This window comes from Dysgonomonas hofstadii, from assembly GCF_014196915.1.
GTDB classification, from domain to species: domain Bacteria; phylum Bacteroidota; class Bacteroidia; order Bacteroidales; family Dysgonomonadaceae; genus Dysgonomonas; species Dysgonomonas hofstadii.
On sequence record NZ_JACIEP010000006.1, the window covers coordinates 55,723 to 71,309 of the forward strand.

Sequence of the window (15,587 nt, forward strand, 5' to 3'; positions counted from 1 at the left end):
ATCAATGATAACAGTTTCAAATTTAGGTATTCAGTTTGGTAAACGTGTATTATTTCAAGATGTGAATCTGAAATTCACCAGTGGTAATTGCTATGGTATAATAGGCGCTAACGGTGCAGGGAAATCAACTCTCCTGAAAATACTTAGCGGGGAAAAGGATGCTACCAGCGGAACATTCTCACTTGGCCCGGGCGAACGTCTTTCGGTACTGGCGCAGGATCACTTTGCATTTGACGATCAGACTGTAATGAATACCGTTCTTCAGGGACACTCCACACTATGGGATATAATGCAGGAAAAAGATGCACTATATGCCAAAGAAGACTTTTCTGATGCAGATGGAATAAGGGCTTCGGAACTCGAAGAAAGATTTGCTGAACTCGAAGGCTGGAACGCGGAAAACGATGCCGCCATGCTATTAAGCGGCCTTGGTATATCGGAGGATCTGCATTATCAGATGATGGGCGATATGAGCGGAAAACAAAAAGTAAGAATCCTGCTAGCCCGTGCATTATTTGGCAACCCTGATAATCTGCTGCTCGATGAGCCAACCAACGACCTGGATATAGAAACTGTGATGTGGCTTGAAAATTATCTGGCGAACGCAGAAAATACGATATTAATCGTATCGCACGACCGTCACTTCCTGGATTCGGTATGTACACACACTGTAGATATCGATTTCGGCAAAGTAACCATGTTTGCGGGTAATTATAGCTTCTGGTACGAATCGAGCCAGTTAGCCCTGCGTCAGCAACAACAGCAGAATAAGAAAGCCGAAGAAAAGAAAAAGGAACTAGAAGAATTTATTCGTCGTTTCAGCGCCAATGTAGCCAAATCGAAACAGACTACCAGTCGCAAAAAGATGATCGAAAAGTTAAATATAGAGGAGATCAAACCTTCATCGCGCCGTTATCCCGGTATTATTTTTACTCCCGATCGTGAACCGGGGAATAAAATTCTGGAAGTAAATAATCTTAGCGCTTCTATAGAAGGAACTACATTATTCAAGAATGTAAGTTTCAATATAGAAAAAGATGACAAAGTGATCTTCCTGTCGAAAGACCCCCGTGCCATGACTGCTTTTTTCGAAATCATCAATGATTATCAAAAGGCCGATACAGGAACTTTCAGTTGGGGGCAGACCATTACAAGCGCATATTTACCTCTGGATAACGGTGATTACTTCAAAGACGAGCTGAACCTTATAGACTGGCTGTCGCAGTTCTCTGACGATACCAGCGAGATATACATAAAAGGTTTTCTGGGACGTATGCTGTTCTCGGGAGAAGAAGTACTGAAAAAGACAAAAGTGCTTTCGGGAGGCGAAAAAATGCGTTGTATGATTGCACGCATGATGATGACAAACGCCAACTGCCTTATATTGGATTCGCCTACTAATCATCTTGACCTGGAATCGATACAGGCTTTTAACAACACGCTCATTCAATTCAAGGGTAATGTACTGATGTCATCGCATGACCATGAGTTTATTCAGACCGTATGTAACCGGGTAATAGAATTAACTCCTAATGGCACGATAGACAAGATTATGGATTATGATGACTATATTATTTCCGATGATATAAAAGCCTTAAAAGAGAAGATGTATAAAAAATAGCAAATAACAGCTATTAACCTAAAATAAAATACGAATCCACACTTATATCGGCAAAAGAGACCAAAATAATTTGGTCTCTTTTTATTTTTTTAACAAAACAAGATTTATAGTGTTATTTTAACACAATAAATTCGTTTGTTAAATTAACAATACATACATTTGTCATGTAATACAAACATCATTACTATAACGCTTCTAATCCTACAAATGACATATACATCTCTTTATATAATATTGCGGAGGAGTTATCTACAAGGTGTTCTGGGCATTTAAACCTCCAGCGGCTATGTAAGTCTCCTTACTTTTACCGACCTTACTACCCAAATATTTGCTTGAGAAAGTTGATTTTGGCCATTATGGCCGTTGGTGTATAACTCCTCCCTACATACAAATTAAGCCTTCTGCCTGAAACACAGAAGGCTTAATAAATATATTGAAAAATCTTATTATTCTTCTCCTACAAGCATAGAGTCTCTGTATCCAAGGAAGTAAAGAATACCATCGAGACCTACGGTAGACAACGATTGTTTCGCATTTTCTTTAACTTTAGGTTTTGCATGGAAAGCAATACCCAATCCGGCAATACCCAGCATCGGCAGATCATTTGCACCATCACCAACCGCTACAGTCTGACGCATATCCACTTTTTCTACCTGAGCCAGCAAACGAAGAAGTTCAGCTTTACGCTTTCCATCAACGATATCGCCTACATAATTTCCGGTTAGTTTACCGTCAACTATTTCCAGCTCATTGGCATACACGTAATCGAAGCCGTATTTATCCCTGAGGTAGTTGCCAAAATATGTAAATCCTCCTGACAAAATAGCAAGTTTATAGCCACCTTTTTTGAGGATGCGGATCAGACGTGTCATACCTTCGGTTATCGGTAAGTTTTCAGCAATTTCCTTCATCACCGACTCATCCAGCCCTTTGAGCAGGCTCACCCGCTTTTTGAAACTTTCCGAAAAATCTATCTCGCCACGCATCGCGGCTTCAGTAATAGCTTTTACCTGCTCTCCCACTCCGGCGCGCTCTGCCAGTTCGTCTATCACCTCAGTTTGAATCAAAGTAGAATCCATATCGAAACAAACAAGGCGGCGCATACGGCGGTACATGCTCTCCACCTGAAAAGCAATATCTATTTCCTGCTCATCAGCAAGCTTCATAAAATCATGCTTCAACTGCTGCACATCTTCGACTGTTCCCCGGATAGCCATCTCTACGCAAGAGCGGCTCGGACGATCTTCGGCCTGCAATGGCACACGACCTGTAAGCCGGATAATCTTCTCTATATTCAGTTTATATTTCTGGCTAATATTGGCCACGGAGGATATCTGAGCCGGTTTTAAAGTGCGGCCTAATACAGTTACTATATAACGGTTTTTTGTCCCCTGAAGGCACACCCAACGAGTATACTCTTCTTTGCTGACAGGAGAAAAACGAATCATCACCCCTACTTCCGATGCTTTGAAAAGAAGATCTTTTATGACCTCTCCTGCATTTTTGGCTTCGAACATGATAGCCAGAGATAATGAATGGTGAATATTGGCCTGTCCTATGTCAAGAATATTGGCATCATGCTCGGCCAACACGGCTGTCAACGCCGCAGTCACACCCGGTTTGTCCTCTCCGGACAGACTAGCTAATATTATTTCTGAATCTTCCATTATAAGAGGAACTTGTTTAGTTATAATACGTGATTAATTAACTGAATCTAATAAAGCTTTTTCGGCATTCGCTATTTTGCTAAAATCGAATTGCTCTACAATTTGTTGCCTGAGCAAATCAATACGGTCGTTACACAGATTGCCGATACTTCCTTCGTGTGTATGATGTACTTTTTTATTGTGTGTAAAGTTCCCTTTCTCTATTTCCAGCCCCACCTGCTTATAGGCATCACGGAACGGAACTCCTTCCAGTACCAGGCGATTCACCTCTTCGACACTGAATATGAGAAGATACTTAGGATCGTCCAGTATTTGTTCATTTACTTTTATCTCGCCAATCATACGATTTACCATTTGCAGGCAATCATTCATCTCTTCGAAAGACGGGATGAACTGTTCTTTGATAATCTGCAAATCACGAAAATATCCAGACGGCAGATTATTCATAATCAACGTTATATCATTCGGCAGTGCCTGCAATTTATTACATTTGGCACGGGTCAGTTCAAATACGTCGGGATTCTTCTTGTGAGGCATTATGCTTGATCCGGTTGTATATTCATCAGCCAGCTTAATAAACCCAAAGTTCTGGCTGTTGTACAAACAGGCATCATACGCCAATTTAGATAGTGTCCCTGCAATGGAAGCGATGGCAAAAGCGACGGAACGTTCCATCTTTCCACGCCCCATTTGTGCATAAACCACATTGTAATCCATAGAATCGAAACCTAACAGGTCGGTAGTCATCTGCCTGTTGAGAGGGAAAGACGAACCATATCCTGCAGCTGATCCCAACGGATTCCTGTTGCAGATCTTATATGCAGCCAATAACATCTGTAGATCGTCGACCAGACTTTCGGCATAAGCCCCAAACCAAAGGCCGAATGACGAAGGCATGGCTATCTGCAAATGAGTATAGCCCGGCATTAATATATTTTTATATCGTTCGCTCTGAGCCAGAAGAGTATCAATAAGAGAGGAAACGGAGTTAACCAAAAAATGTATCTGGTCTCGGGTAAATAGCTTCAGGTCTACCAGAACCTGATCGTTGCGGGAACGGCCGCTATGTATTTTTTTGCCTGTATCGCCCAGTTTGCGGGTAAGCATCAGTTCGACCTGGGAATGAACATCTTCAATGCCTTCCTCGATTACAAACCGGCCATCAACAGCAATTTGATATATTTCTTTGAGTTCTTTCAGCAGAACCGGAAGTTCTTCGTGAGACAAAAGACCTATCGACTCGAGCATGGTTATGTGAGCCATAGAACCCAAAACATCGTAAGGAGCCAGATATACATCCAGTTCTTTATCGCGTCCTACCGTGTAAGCCTCTACATCTTTATTTACCTGAACATTTTTTTCCCAAAGTTTCATCTATTCATTATCTATTGAGCTTCTGTTCAAAATATCGGAATATGGTAATGATGCCAAACCGTCTGCCACTTTATCTAATCCTGCCTGTAACGGTTTTGAGACCATCGGCTTCAGGAATGGATTCAGATCGGCTTTTACGGTAAGCTTCATTTTAGATTCTCCTTCATTTACAGGGAGAAGCTGTATCCACATACTTACCCCGAAAGGTAGTTGCTCTGCCTCAAATTTTATAGTTTTATTCGGTTCTCTTTCAACGACCACAAACCGAACCTTTCCTACGGGGTCTATTGTTATGGTACAAGAATCTGAATCAAATGAAAAATCCTTGATCTTATCTTGTGGTATTTTATCTTTTGCCAGTTCTAAATTATTCAGATCGGAAAGGACTGAATATACATCCGCATCGGCATGCGGAATAAGTTTTACCTCACTTACAAATTCTGTCATCTTTTATCATTATGTAGGAGAAATGTATCAATGCAACAATATTCAATTATAACCAAATGTTGCCCCTATACATATAAAAGTAATAAAAGGCCTGTAACCTTATTTCCAGTCGGCCGGAGCTTTTCTCCACTCCTGTAAGGTTTCGAGATCCGATTCGGCTATATAATCGATACGCAAAGCTTCTGTCAAAACAGCGTCGTAATTAGTCAAAGTCAGCAACTCAACACCGGCTTCTTTAAATTTACTTGTAGCTATAGGGAAGCCATATGTAAAATTGGCGACCATACCTATCACCTCTGAGCCATCGCGACGTATGGCTTCTACGGCTTTCAGGCTACTCGACCCTGTGGATACCAGATCTTCTACGACAACAACTTTACTGCCCGGTTTCAACTCGCCTTCAATCAGGTTTTCCAACCCGTGATCTTTAGGTGTGGCACGTATATACACGAATGGAAGTCCTAATGCATCGGCGACCAAAGCTCCGGGAGCTATAGCGCCTGTTGCAACGCCAGCTATAGCATCTACATTCTGAAAGTTTTCGAGAATAAGGCGGGACAATTCTATCTTAATAAAAGTCCGTATTTTAGGGTACGAATTCAACTTTCGGTTATCACAATAAATGGGAGATTTCCAGCCCGATGCCCATGTAAAGGGATTTGAGGGCTGCAATTTAATGGCCCTGATACTAAGAAGCTTTTCGGCTGTTTGTTTCTCTAAAGTGTTCATTTTTATCTTATATAAATAACAACAATCAACATTATCCGGCTACAAATATACAATTAATAGGTATAATAAAAGAAAATATAGCATAAAGAAAATCTGAAAAAAGATGAAAGAAAAAGAACGCCCATCTGTAAACAGACAGGCGTTCTTTATATAAAAGCCGTATTGGTGGATATGCCGAAACTCCGTAAAACAGGATTTGAGTGCTTCGATCCCTTTGTAATCCACTGCGCTAAGCAACCCGAAGGTGTGGCCCGCCATTAGAATCAAAAGCTTGTCTCGGATATGTTATTAATTGATGAGCTTCCCAATCGACCAACACGACTTAAGTCATCATTTTTTATCTTTAATCAAAATTACGGAAAACAATTGAATATTCCAAGAAAGGAATCAATATTTTACCGCTTTATGTTTTGTGCTGCAGCCACAATTAGAACAGCCGCAACTTCCTTTTTGTTCATTCTTTGAAAAGAAGAATCCGTATATTTTATATGTAACAATCAGAAGTACAATGACTCCGATCACTCCTACTATTATTTCCTGAAACATTTTATTTTTCCTCTTTCTTTCTGTATTCAAAGTTATATAACATGTAGAAAAGAAAGAGTTAATAAGGGGTTAAAAGAAATAAAAAAAACCTCCAGAAGACTTCTGGAGGTTTTTTTATTTTAACTACCGTATCCCGGATTTTGTTCCATATTCGGATTAGCATCCATTTCCGCCTGAGGAATTGGCAATGCTAATCTGTCATCACCTACATTTATTGTTGCTCCAATAGCACCTGTACCGGTTGTTGCCCCAATTATAGTTTGCTGCAAACGTTTCAGATCATGGAAGTAATGTCCCTCGAATGCCAGCTCTTTACGCTTTTCGAGAAGGATATCGTCTATCAGATCCTGACCTGTTGCGGTAGAGGCAGCTGCTGTCGGAATAGCTCTTTGTCTGATCGCATCCAGATATCCTCTTGCTGTTTCTTCGTTTGCTGCACCTCCTATTCTGGCTGCAGCTTCAGCAGCGATCAGATACATTTCAGATACTCTGAATATATTATAATTATCCAGACCCGGCTTACCTAAACGTCCAGGATATTTACCAGAGACATAGTCAAAATTCGCCTTGGAAGCAGCAACTCCTTTTTTATACCATTTCAATCGGATATCAGTTGGTTCTTCATTCATTAATGTCATGAATGTAGGGCTGGCAAATAAGTCTCCATATCCGGCTTCAACATATATATAGCCTAATGCTGCTGTTTGGTTATAATCTATATCACTATATGATAATGTAAGGATAGATTCTGTTGTATAGACCTCAGCCCATGAATCAAGATATTTATCATCATTTGGCACCAGAGTATAAGCCGGAATCAATTGCTCCGCATATTCTTTTGCTTTTGCATAGTTACCCATAAACAGATATACTCTTGCATACAAAGCCTTCAATGCATTAGGTGAGAAAAAGTAAGGGCCACCGGTTGTTGATCTCATAGTAGTAATCAACTTAGCAGCTTCTTCCAGATCCGCCAACACATTTGTATATACATCACTCACTTTGTCGCGAGCAGGAGTATTCGCCGGATTATGCACTTTTACATAAGGAATACCTAAGTGAGAATGGTCTGCTGTGAAATTGTAATTCTGAGCAAACAAACGAACTAAGTCAAAATGCAGCATAGCCCGTATAGCATAAGCTTCACCGACAATCTGATTTTTCAATTTTTCTTGTGTTGCCTGATTCTTTGTCGCATCTAGAGCAATAGACGGGGCGTTGATTATATTATTCACATCGTTTATTATAGCATAGGTCTTTGCCCAGTAATTCGAATAATCGGCATTAGACGGAGTCCACGACCAAGCGGCCTCACCTGTAAACCTGTTAGAGTTAGTAGGGCTTATACGAACATTATTTGTCAGCACATCACCAAATACTACAAATTCTCTTCCATATGAATAATAATGCTGAATCGCATCATACGCTCCAATCAAAGAAGCTTCGGCGTTAGTGGTATTAGTTATCGCTTTGTCAGCGTCTATACCTGAGTATGGAGCTGTTTCAAGAAAGCCATCGCACGAGGACAAAAACATGGCACTTAAAACCACCAGTATATTTATTTTAATTTTATTCTTCATATTTATTTTTTTTATTAAGATGGATTTTTATTAACCTTTAATCACACGCTATTAAAAATTGTAATTAAATCCAAAAGTAATGGTTTTACTTACAGGGTAACCAAACCATGGGTCTCCTGCGATGCCGACTTCCGGATCAAGTCCTTTATAATCAGTGATTGTAAATAAATTTGTACCCTGGAAGTAAATTCTCATTCCCGGTAATACAGAATCAGGAAGGGTGTATCCGATATTTAAGTTTCTCAAACGGATAAATGATCCATCATATACATATCTTGTCGACATAGGTGCATATGTTGCTGAACTGGCTCCATACATAGCTTTTGGAACGTCTGTCACATCCCCTGGTTTCTGCCAACGGTCAAGAAGGTCTACTGATTGGTTGAATAATCCACGAGCACCATCCGCATTGATCATAGCCAAAGTCTGGTCTGTAATCTTATTTCCCTGATTGAAATATATCAAAGCCGAAACATCAAAGCCTTTATATTTAAAAGTATTGGTTAATCCACCAAAATATTTTGGAGCAGCGGAACCTACTATACGTCTGTTAGCCTTGCTGATCTGTTTCACTTTCGAACCATCTTCTGCATACCACATTGGTGCTCCATCTTCAGGGTCAACGCCAGCCCACTCATAAGTATAGATTGACTGTATATCTTCTCCTTCTCTTGTAATTCTTGTACCGGTTACTATATCTTGTTTATTATATAATTCCAATACTTTATTCTTATTATGGCTTATATTAAAGCTTACTGTCCATTCAAAGTCCTTAGTTACAACAGGCACACCTGTAATAGTCAACTCTATACCACGGTTTTGCATTGAACCTACATTTTTGATAGTTTGCAAAAACCCGGTTGTTCTGGATAGAGGTACACGTTGCAATAAGTCGTTAGTCTTTTTATTATAGAATTCAATTGTTGTATTCAGTCTGTTGTTGAAGAACGCAGCATCTACCCCGACATTGAATGCAGCACTTGATTCCCATTTCAGATTATCATTAACAACCTGATACGGAGCTATACCCGGATAACCGTCATAATTGTATCCGGCTCTGTATAATCCCATATATGGATAACGGCCATCTATACCTGTTTCATTCTTAATATCAGCATTACCTGTGGTACCATAGCTGGCTCTCAGACCTAAGTTAGACAACCAGTCTGTTGTTGATGCCATAAAGTCTTCCCTGCTGATTCTCCATTGTCCACCTACTGACCAGAAATTGGCGTATCTGTTGTCTTCGGAAAAACGTGAAGATCCATCACGACGTAAGCTGGCTGACAATATATATTTATTATCATATGCATAATTTACTCTGGACAAGACAGATGCTAACTTCACATTATCATGAGAACTTTCTGTTGCTACCGGAGTAGAACCTGAAGTCAGTTCCTGAAATTCTGATGTAGGGAATTGTTCTGCCTGTGCGTAATTGTAACGATAGGTATCGCTAAAGAATTCTAACCCTACCATTGCATCCAGATTATGTACTTCATTGAATGTTTTGTTATAAGACAAAGTATTCGTGTTATTCCACACTAAGCTTTCACCAGAAGTACGTGTTCCACGACCTTTAGTATTCATCGCAGTGTTACCACCTACACGAGGATCATCCCACTGAGACTCATTTACCTGCATAAAGTCTACACCCCATTGGGTTTTCAAAGTCAGCCCGCTTATAATATCATATTCTGCATAAGCGCTTTCTACGACACGGAATATCCTTTGTTTAGCATAGTTATAAGCAACGTTACCATAGTAGTTGGTACTAAGAATAGTAGTTCTTTGTCTTATTTCCCCATCTATAAAAGCCGGGTCGATATTAGGCTGAATAGCTGCCTGTAAAACAGGGTTAGCATAGTAAGAACTCGTTGTCAGCGGTGTATCTTGTTTTGTGAAAGACAAGGTACTATTCACACCAAATCTAAAATTATCAGAATAATTATGTACTACATTAATCTTATTGGATATACGGTCCATACTTGAAGACTCCAGAATACCTTCCTGATTGAAGTATCCTACAGATGTGTAAAACTTAGTTTTAGCATTTCCACCACTGGCTGATGCATCAAATGAATATGTAGGAGAAGTATGATAAGCTTCTTTCAACCAGTTAAAGTTATAAAACTCACCGTTTGACTGCAACGGGAATGTATCAGACAAGTCATCAATCGCCTCATCTGTAGAAGCATAGCCTCCACTATTATACAAAGCTTCCGACATATACTCAAGGTATTGATCTTTATCCATTACCTTGAACTTATTAACCGCTCTGCTTGACCATCCGTACGATGCAGAAACATTAAATTTAGTTTTTCCTTCGCTACCCGATTTTGTAGTAACAAGTACAACTCCATTAGCTGCACGTGCTCCATAAATAGATGTAGCAGATGCATCTTTCAACACTGTAATATTCGCGATATCGTTAGGATTAATACCAGCTAAAGCATTCGAGTTGTCAGAATAAGTAGTTTCTCCTGTATTTGTTAATTGACCGAAGTTACCTGTTGCTACAGGCACACCATCAATAATCCATAAAGGTTCGGTACCTGCCATAATGGAACCAATACCACGTATAACAATCCGTTGTCCGGCTCCCGGCTGTCCTGACGACGCCTGAGTTAGTAGCCCCGGCGCATTTCCCTGCAAGGCTTTATCCATTGATGTTACAGTAACATCTGTCACAACTTTATTAGATAAAGTAGAAGCCGAACCGGTAAACGTAGCCCTTCTGGTTACACCGTATCCTGTTACAACAACCTCATCCAACACCTTGTCATCCTCTTGCATCACAACTTTCATATTCGGAGACACTCTTGCTTCTACGGTTTTCATACCTACCAGGGTGAAAACAAGTGTATTCCTTCCTTCTGGAACATTCAGCGTAAATTTACCATCCAAGTCGGTAATTGTTCCTGTTGTAGTACCTTTCACCACAACCGACGCACTAATAACAGGCTCCCCGTTACCATCTGTAACAGTACCTGTCACTCTTGTTGTCTGCGCAACAATAAATCCTACGCTTAATAGCAAGCAGGATAAAATTAACATCACTCTTTTCTTCATACAAACACTACTTTATTAAAATTAAAACAATCTCTATCAAAAACAATCTTTTTATCACAATGATGCATTTTATGGGCTTTTAGCATCAGTTTGTTTTATGACGTGCAAATTTATATATTTTTTATGAAAAAACAAAGATTAGATTAATTTATATAAATTTTGACACAATGAAAGCTTCCTGAGGGTAAAACAAATAAAATCATCGTTAAATAATGGGAATGTTTGTTAAATAAAAAGATTATTGAAAGAAAAAGTTCTCTTTATGAGATAATAAGAGAGTATAAAAAACTAATTATGATTGGGGAAAGCATCCATTTTAACATAAAAATTCACATTTAAACAAACTAAAACATATGCGCATCTTCAAAAGTTAATCCATTTCTTAAAAAATATCACAAATAACAGGAAAAACATTTTGAAAGCATAAAGGCCAAATTTAAAACAAATTTCCAATTTGATAAACCAAAAAGGCAACTACCCAGGCCAGCATTGTAGTATAGACAATACTGAAAACACCCCATTTCCACGATCCCGATTCCTCTTTAATTGCAGCAATGGTTGCTACACAAGGGAAATAAATAAGTACAAACAGGAGTAAACTAATGACAACCAATGGCGTAAACGTTGGGGCTCCATCAGCTTGAGTATCACTGACCAGACGGGTTTCGAGAGATTCCTGATTTTCGGGATCCCCTGTATACAAGACACCCAATGTACTAACAACCACTTCCTTTGCTGCCATCCCCGATAATAAACTCACACTTATCTTCCAGTCGAAGCCGAGAGGTCTCATTACGGGTTCTATAGTTTTCCCTATACGGCCTATATATGAATCTTCCTGATGTGCAATATTTCGCTGATCTTCTATTTCTTCTATCTGATCTTCTTTCTGCTGCTCAGAAATAAGACTATTATCAAAAGAAGATTCGACCTGCGTTATTTTATTATCAAAAGCCTCTTCTCTTTCTTCATTAAGGGGAAAATATCCTAAAAACCATATAATTATGGAGGCAATAAGGATCACCCCTCCCATTTTACGCAAATATTGCCGCGATTTATCCCACATATGAATTAGTACTGCCCGGAGAGTAGGCATCCTGTAGGGAGGCAGCTCCATTACAAAAGGCGTATCTTCTTTCGGGAACAAAAACCGTTTAAATAAACGGGCTGAAACAATAGCGATCAATATTCCTGTAAAATAAAGTCCAAACAGCACAAAACTGGCATAAGACTTAAAAAATATACCTACAAACAGAAGATAAACGGGTAGCCTGGCGCTACACGACATAAAAGGATTGATAAGCATTGTAATCATCCGGCTGTTGCGGCTCTCTATAGTACGTGTTGCCAGAATCGCAGGCACATTACAACCGAACCCCATCACCAACGGGATAAACGATTTACCATGCAGCCCCATCTTGTGCATCACCTTATCCATAATGAAAGCAGCCCGGGCCATATAGCCCGAATCTTCCATAAAAGATATAAAAGCATATAATATCAAAATATTAGGCAGGAAGACAATAACACCTCCTACCCCTCCGATAACACCATCGACCAACAGGTCTTTGAGCATACCTTCGGCCATATTACCCCTTATGAAATCACCAAGGAGAGCAACGCCGTTCTCGATCCACTCCATTGGATAAGCTCCAAGGCGGAAAGTACACTCGAACATAACCCACATAAAGAAGAAAAACAGTGGGAAACCTAAATATTTATTAGTTACAACAGAGTCTATTATACGGGTCTTCTCCGATTCACTCTTTTTTTCTTTCAGTGTTTCACGCAGACCTCCGGCAATGAAGCCATAACGGGCATTGGTAAGTGCCGATTCCGTATCTTCATTCAGTGTTTCCTCGATAGATTTCACTTCGGCATTTCTCAACTCAAACACTTCTTTACTGCCCGGCAATGTTTTCACATAATCTTCTATATCCCCGTCTTTCTCGAGCAGTTTTATAGAAATATAGCGGCGGGGGAAAGACAACTGGAAATCTTTTTGCCTTTCCAGCTTAATATTGAGTTTACTTATAGAATTCTCTATCGTATTACCATAATATATGTGTACCCTGCGTACTGTTGGTTCTTTATTTTCGTGAATACGGATAACAGCATCGAATAACTCCTTTATCCCGGCTCCTGATTTAGCTACTGTAGGCACCATCGGTATACCGATCATCTTCGACAACATCTGATGGTCGAACTTGCTACCGCTTCCCTTCAGTTCGTCATACATATTCAGCGCCATCACCACAGGGACTTCCATATCGATAAGTTCTGTAGTAAGATACAAGTTACGCTCCAGATTGGAGGCAGCAACAATATTAATGATAACATCAGGCTTATCGTCTACGATGTGACGCCTTACAAACAATTCTTCCGGAGTATATGCAGACAGGGAATAAGTACCCGGCAAATCTACAATGCGGAATACATAATCTCCATATTTATATTTTCCTTCTTTCGAATCGACAGTAACTCCACTATAGTTACCAACATGCTCGTGTGCCCCGGATGCGATATTGAAGAATGAAGTTTTACCGGCATTGGGATTGCCAACTAACGCAACACTGATTATTTTTTTTCCGTCATGGGTTAATTTGTCTACAGATGACCGGTTTTCGATATAGTCCTGATCTACTGACGAAACAGGTTCGTTATTATTATTTAAAGGTACGACTTCAGAGTTTATAGACAAATCAGGATATACGACTTCGATAAGCCTGGCCTCGCTACGCCGGAGCGAAACTTCATAATCCATGATCTTATACTTGATAGGATCTTTAAGAGGGGCGTTCAATATAACTTTTATAGATTTTCCTCTTATAAAACCCATTTCCAAAATACGTTTACGAAAAGCACCACTACCATTAACTTTTACAATGATACCTTTTTCTCCCGTTTTCAGATCCGATAACAACATAATTTATCCTAATTTATTCAGGCTACAAAGATGCACATTTTTTATTACATAAGTACAACTATTTAGAATGAATATAAAGAAGAAAGGCACAAAAAAAACACCATTCCGGTGTTCCAAAAAAAACCAACGCTTCAAGGTTATATTTCAATGACCATACCTATATATTACTTTCACAAGCAACAATACAAGAATGCTTATCTAAAAAAGTCATTGTCGGAGTAATAAATGCCCAATATATCCGATATTTACCCTTGTCGCATTGGTTTTTATACGATTATAAAATCTATATATTATAATTTTATTTATCTGGTTTACTTAATATTTTCTATATAATAGCGTAGTTATCCCTGATTTGGTAGTTTAATAATATACACAATTTATAGTTAAGGAATTGACAATCAGCACAAAATACTGTATCAATGATTTTATTTGTTTTTATTTACGATGTAAAATTACAATTTTGTTTTTATTATGCAAATATTAAAGGCTGTAAATACAAAAAACATCTATTTATCAAATTAAGAATTAATTATCTATAGGGGAAAACGGCCCCCTAACCCCGAAGGGGAAATTAGCCTCCCTTGAGGAGGTGGGAGGGGCTCTTAATTCTTAATCATTATGGCAAAATACAACGAAAAATTAGTTTCACGCATCGAAAGGCTCATAGAAGCCGACCTGTACACAATCTCCGAGATCTGCACGGCTATGAAGATCAGCCGTAATACGTTTTACTATTGGAAAGAAAAGAATCCCGATTTCAGACGCAGGGTAGACGAAGCCGAAGAACGCCGCGACGATGAACTGGTGAAAATAGCCCGCTCGTCACTGAAGAAAAAACTGACGGGATATACAACAATCGAAGAGCATTGCACCTATCAGCCTGCGGTTAGCAACCCGTCGGTTATGATCCTGAAAAAGAAAGTGGTGAAAACCAAACAGAAAGACCCCGACCTGAGGGCGATAAACTATGTGCTGGAACGGGAAGAAAAACGCAAAGAAAAGGAAAAACAGGAAAAGCCGAAGCTACGGCAGCAAATTATCTATGTGCGCAACCAGCATGAGGCCGACTTATTTATTAAACTGGATAAGCACCTGAACGGGGAAGATAGCCAGGTCATCAGGATGGCAACGAAGGAAGAAAGGGAGAGAATTGAAAATGAAGAGCCCCCTTTAGTTCCCCCGGCGGGGGAAAACAGGTCCTCCCCTGCGGGGAGGTCAGGAGGAGCTTGATTTTGTAAGGTTTGTCAGGTTTTTGTTAAAATGATTTCACGTAAAGAAGCAAAGCTAAATACGAATCTTATGCCTGAGCTCGGACAGCTTTTTGTTCTACGCCTCCACTGCAGGATTGGGTGCCCCGCCTGCGGAATGGATGCCGGAGTCGCAATGCGATGACAAGTGCTACCCGGTCTTGTCAGGCGTCCGCCTGGTGGCATTAGTCCGTAGTGCGGGCGAAAGGGGCGTGAAATGGGAAGCGTCCGCAGGACAATCTTTCCATTTAGCCCGTGAGCCTGTAACGGGTCGCACGAAGGATGAGCCACCAAAGCGTTTTTGGTTCCTTTTGGGGATTTGGCCAAAAGGAACACAAGCAATCTTCGATTGCGCGTAGCACAAAAAAATGAACGATT

General features: G+C 39.9%; 10 protein-coding genes. 3 read left to right on the top strand and 7 right to left on the bottom strand.

The window, feature by feature from the left end; translation table 11 throughout:
- Positions 1 to 4: 4 nt before the first annotated feature.
- A complete protein-coding gene (locus tag GGR21_RS09340) occupies positions 5 to 1,621 on the top strand; it encodes an ABC-F family ATP-binding cassette domain-containing protein (protein WP_183306950.1) in 1,617 nt (538 codons plus the stop codon).
- A gap of 446 nt (positions 1,622 to 2,067) precedes the next feature.
- Here the strand turns inward: GGR21_RS09340 and serB are convergent, their stop codons facing one another.
- From serB to feoB, 7 genes are all read right to left on the bottom strand, one after another.
- Entirely contained in the window at positions 2,068 to 3,288 is a 1,221-nt protein-coding gene (gene serB / locus GGR21_RS09345; protein WP_183306951.1) for a phosphoserine phosphatase SerB, read from the bottom strand.
- Positions 3,289 to 3,321: 33 nt separating this feature from the next.
- Positions 3,322 to 4,662 carry an argininosuccinate lyase gene (gene argH, locus GGR21_RS09350; protein WP_183306952.1) on the bottom strand — a complete coding sequence of 447 codons (1,341 nt, stop codon included), beginning with the start codon at positions 4,660 to 4,662 and terminating at the stop codon, positions 3,322 to 3,324.
- Positions 4,663 to 5,109, bottom strand: coding sequence for an SRPBCC family protein (locus GGR21_RS09355; RefSeq protein ID WP_183306953.1), 447 nt, complete (start codon positions 5,107 to 5,109; stop codon positions 4,663 to 4,665).
- A 99-nt stretch (positions 5,110 to 5,208) separates the two neighbouring features.
- On the bottom strand, positions 5,209 to 5,838 hold the full coding sequence (pyrE, locus tag GGR21_RS09360; RefSeq protein WP_183306954.1) for an orotate phosphoribosyltransferase: 630 nt from the start codon (positions 5,836 to 5,838) through the stop codon (positions 5,209 to 5,211).
- A gap of 665 nt (positions 5,839 to 6,503) precedes the next feature.
- Positions 6,504 to 7,964: a RagB/SusD family nutrient uptake outer membrane protein gene (locus GGR21_RS09365; RefSeq protein ID WP_183306955.1), complete on the bottom strand. Its 1,461-nt coding sequence runs from the start codon at positions 7,962 to 7,964 to the stop codon at positions 6,504 to 6,506.
- A gap of 51 nt (positions 7,965 to 8,015) precedes the next feature.
- On the bottom strand, positions 8,016 to 11,036 hold the full coding sequence (locus GGR21_RS09370; protein ID WP_183306956.1) for a SusC/RagA family TonB-linked outer membrane protein: 3,021 nt from the start codon (positions 11,034 to 11,036) through the stop codon (positions 8,016 to 8,018).
- A 436-nt stretch (positions 11,037 to 11,472) separates the two neighbouring features.
- Complete coding sequence (gene feoB, locus GGR21_RS09375; RefSeq protein ID WP_183306957.1) at positions 11,473 to 13,962, bottom strand: ferrous iron transport protein B; 2,490 nt, start codon at positions 13,960 to 13,962, stop codon at positions 11,473 to 11,475.
- A gap of 618 nt (positions 13,963 to 14,580) precedes the next feature.
- On the opposite strand from feoB, the gene GGR21_RS09380 reads away from it, so the two are divergent.
- Positions 14,581 to 15,192 carry a bacteriophage terminase small subunit gene (locus tag GGR21_RS09380; protein ID WP_183306958.1) on the top strand — a complete coding sequence of 204 codons (612 nt, stop codon included), beginning with the start codon at positions 14,581 to 14,583 and terminating at the stop codon, positions 15,190 to 15,192.
- Between the two features lie 115 nt (positions 15,193 to 15,307).
- Entirely contained in the window at positions 15,308 to 15,568 is a 261-nt protein-coding gene (locus GGR21_RS09385) for a hypothetical protein (protein WP_221232976.1), read from the top strand.
- Positions 15,569 to 15,587 lie beyond the last annotated feature (19 nt).

What these genes read in the sequence shown, in the direction of transcription:
- GGR21_RS09340 (WP_183306950.1), top strand. Translation starts at nt 5, where the DNA reads ATGATAACAGTTTCAAATTTAGGTATTCAGTTTGGTAAACGTGTATTA.
- GGR21_RS09370 (WP_183306956.1), bottom strand. Translation starts at nt 11,036, where the DNA reads ATGAAGAAAAGAGTGATGTTAATTTTATCCTGCTTGCTATTAAGCGTA.
- serB (WP_183306951.1), bottom strand. Translation starts at nt 3,288, where the DNA reads ATGGAAGATTCAGAAATAATATTAGCTAGTCTGTCCGGAGAGGACAAA.
- GGR21_RS09355 (WP_183306953.1), bottom strand. Translation starts at nt 5,109, where the DNA reads ATGACAGAATTTGTAAGTGAGGTAAAACTTATTCCGCATGCCGATGCG.
- GGR21_RS09380 (WP_183306958.1), top strand. Translation starts at nt 14,581, where the DNA reads ATGGCAAAATACAACGAAAAATTAGTTTCACGCATCGAAAGGCTCATA.
- pyrE (WP_183306954.1), bottom strand. Translation starts at nt 5,838, where the DNA reads ATGAACACTTTAGAGAAACAAACAGCCGAAAAGCTTCTTAGTATCAGG.
- argH (WP_183306952.1), bottom strand. Translation starts at nt 4,662, where the DNA reads ATGAAACTTTGGGAAAAAAATGTTCAGGTAAATAAAGATGTAGAGGCT.
- feoB (WP_183306957.1), bottom strand. Translation starts at nt 13,962, where the DNA reads ATGTTGTTATCGGATCTGAAAACGGGAGAAAAAGGTATCATTGTAAAA.
- GGR21_RS09365 (WP_183306955.1), bottom strand. Translation starts at nt 7,964, where the DNA reads ATGAAGAATAAAATTAAAATAAATATACTGGTGGTTTTAAGTGCCATG.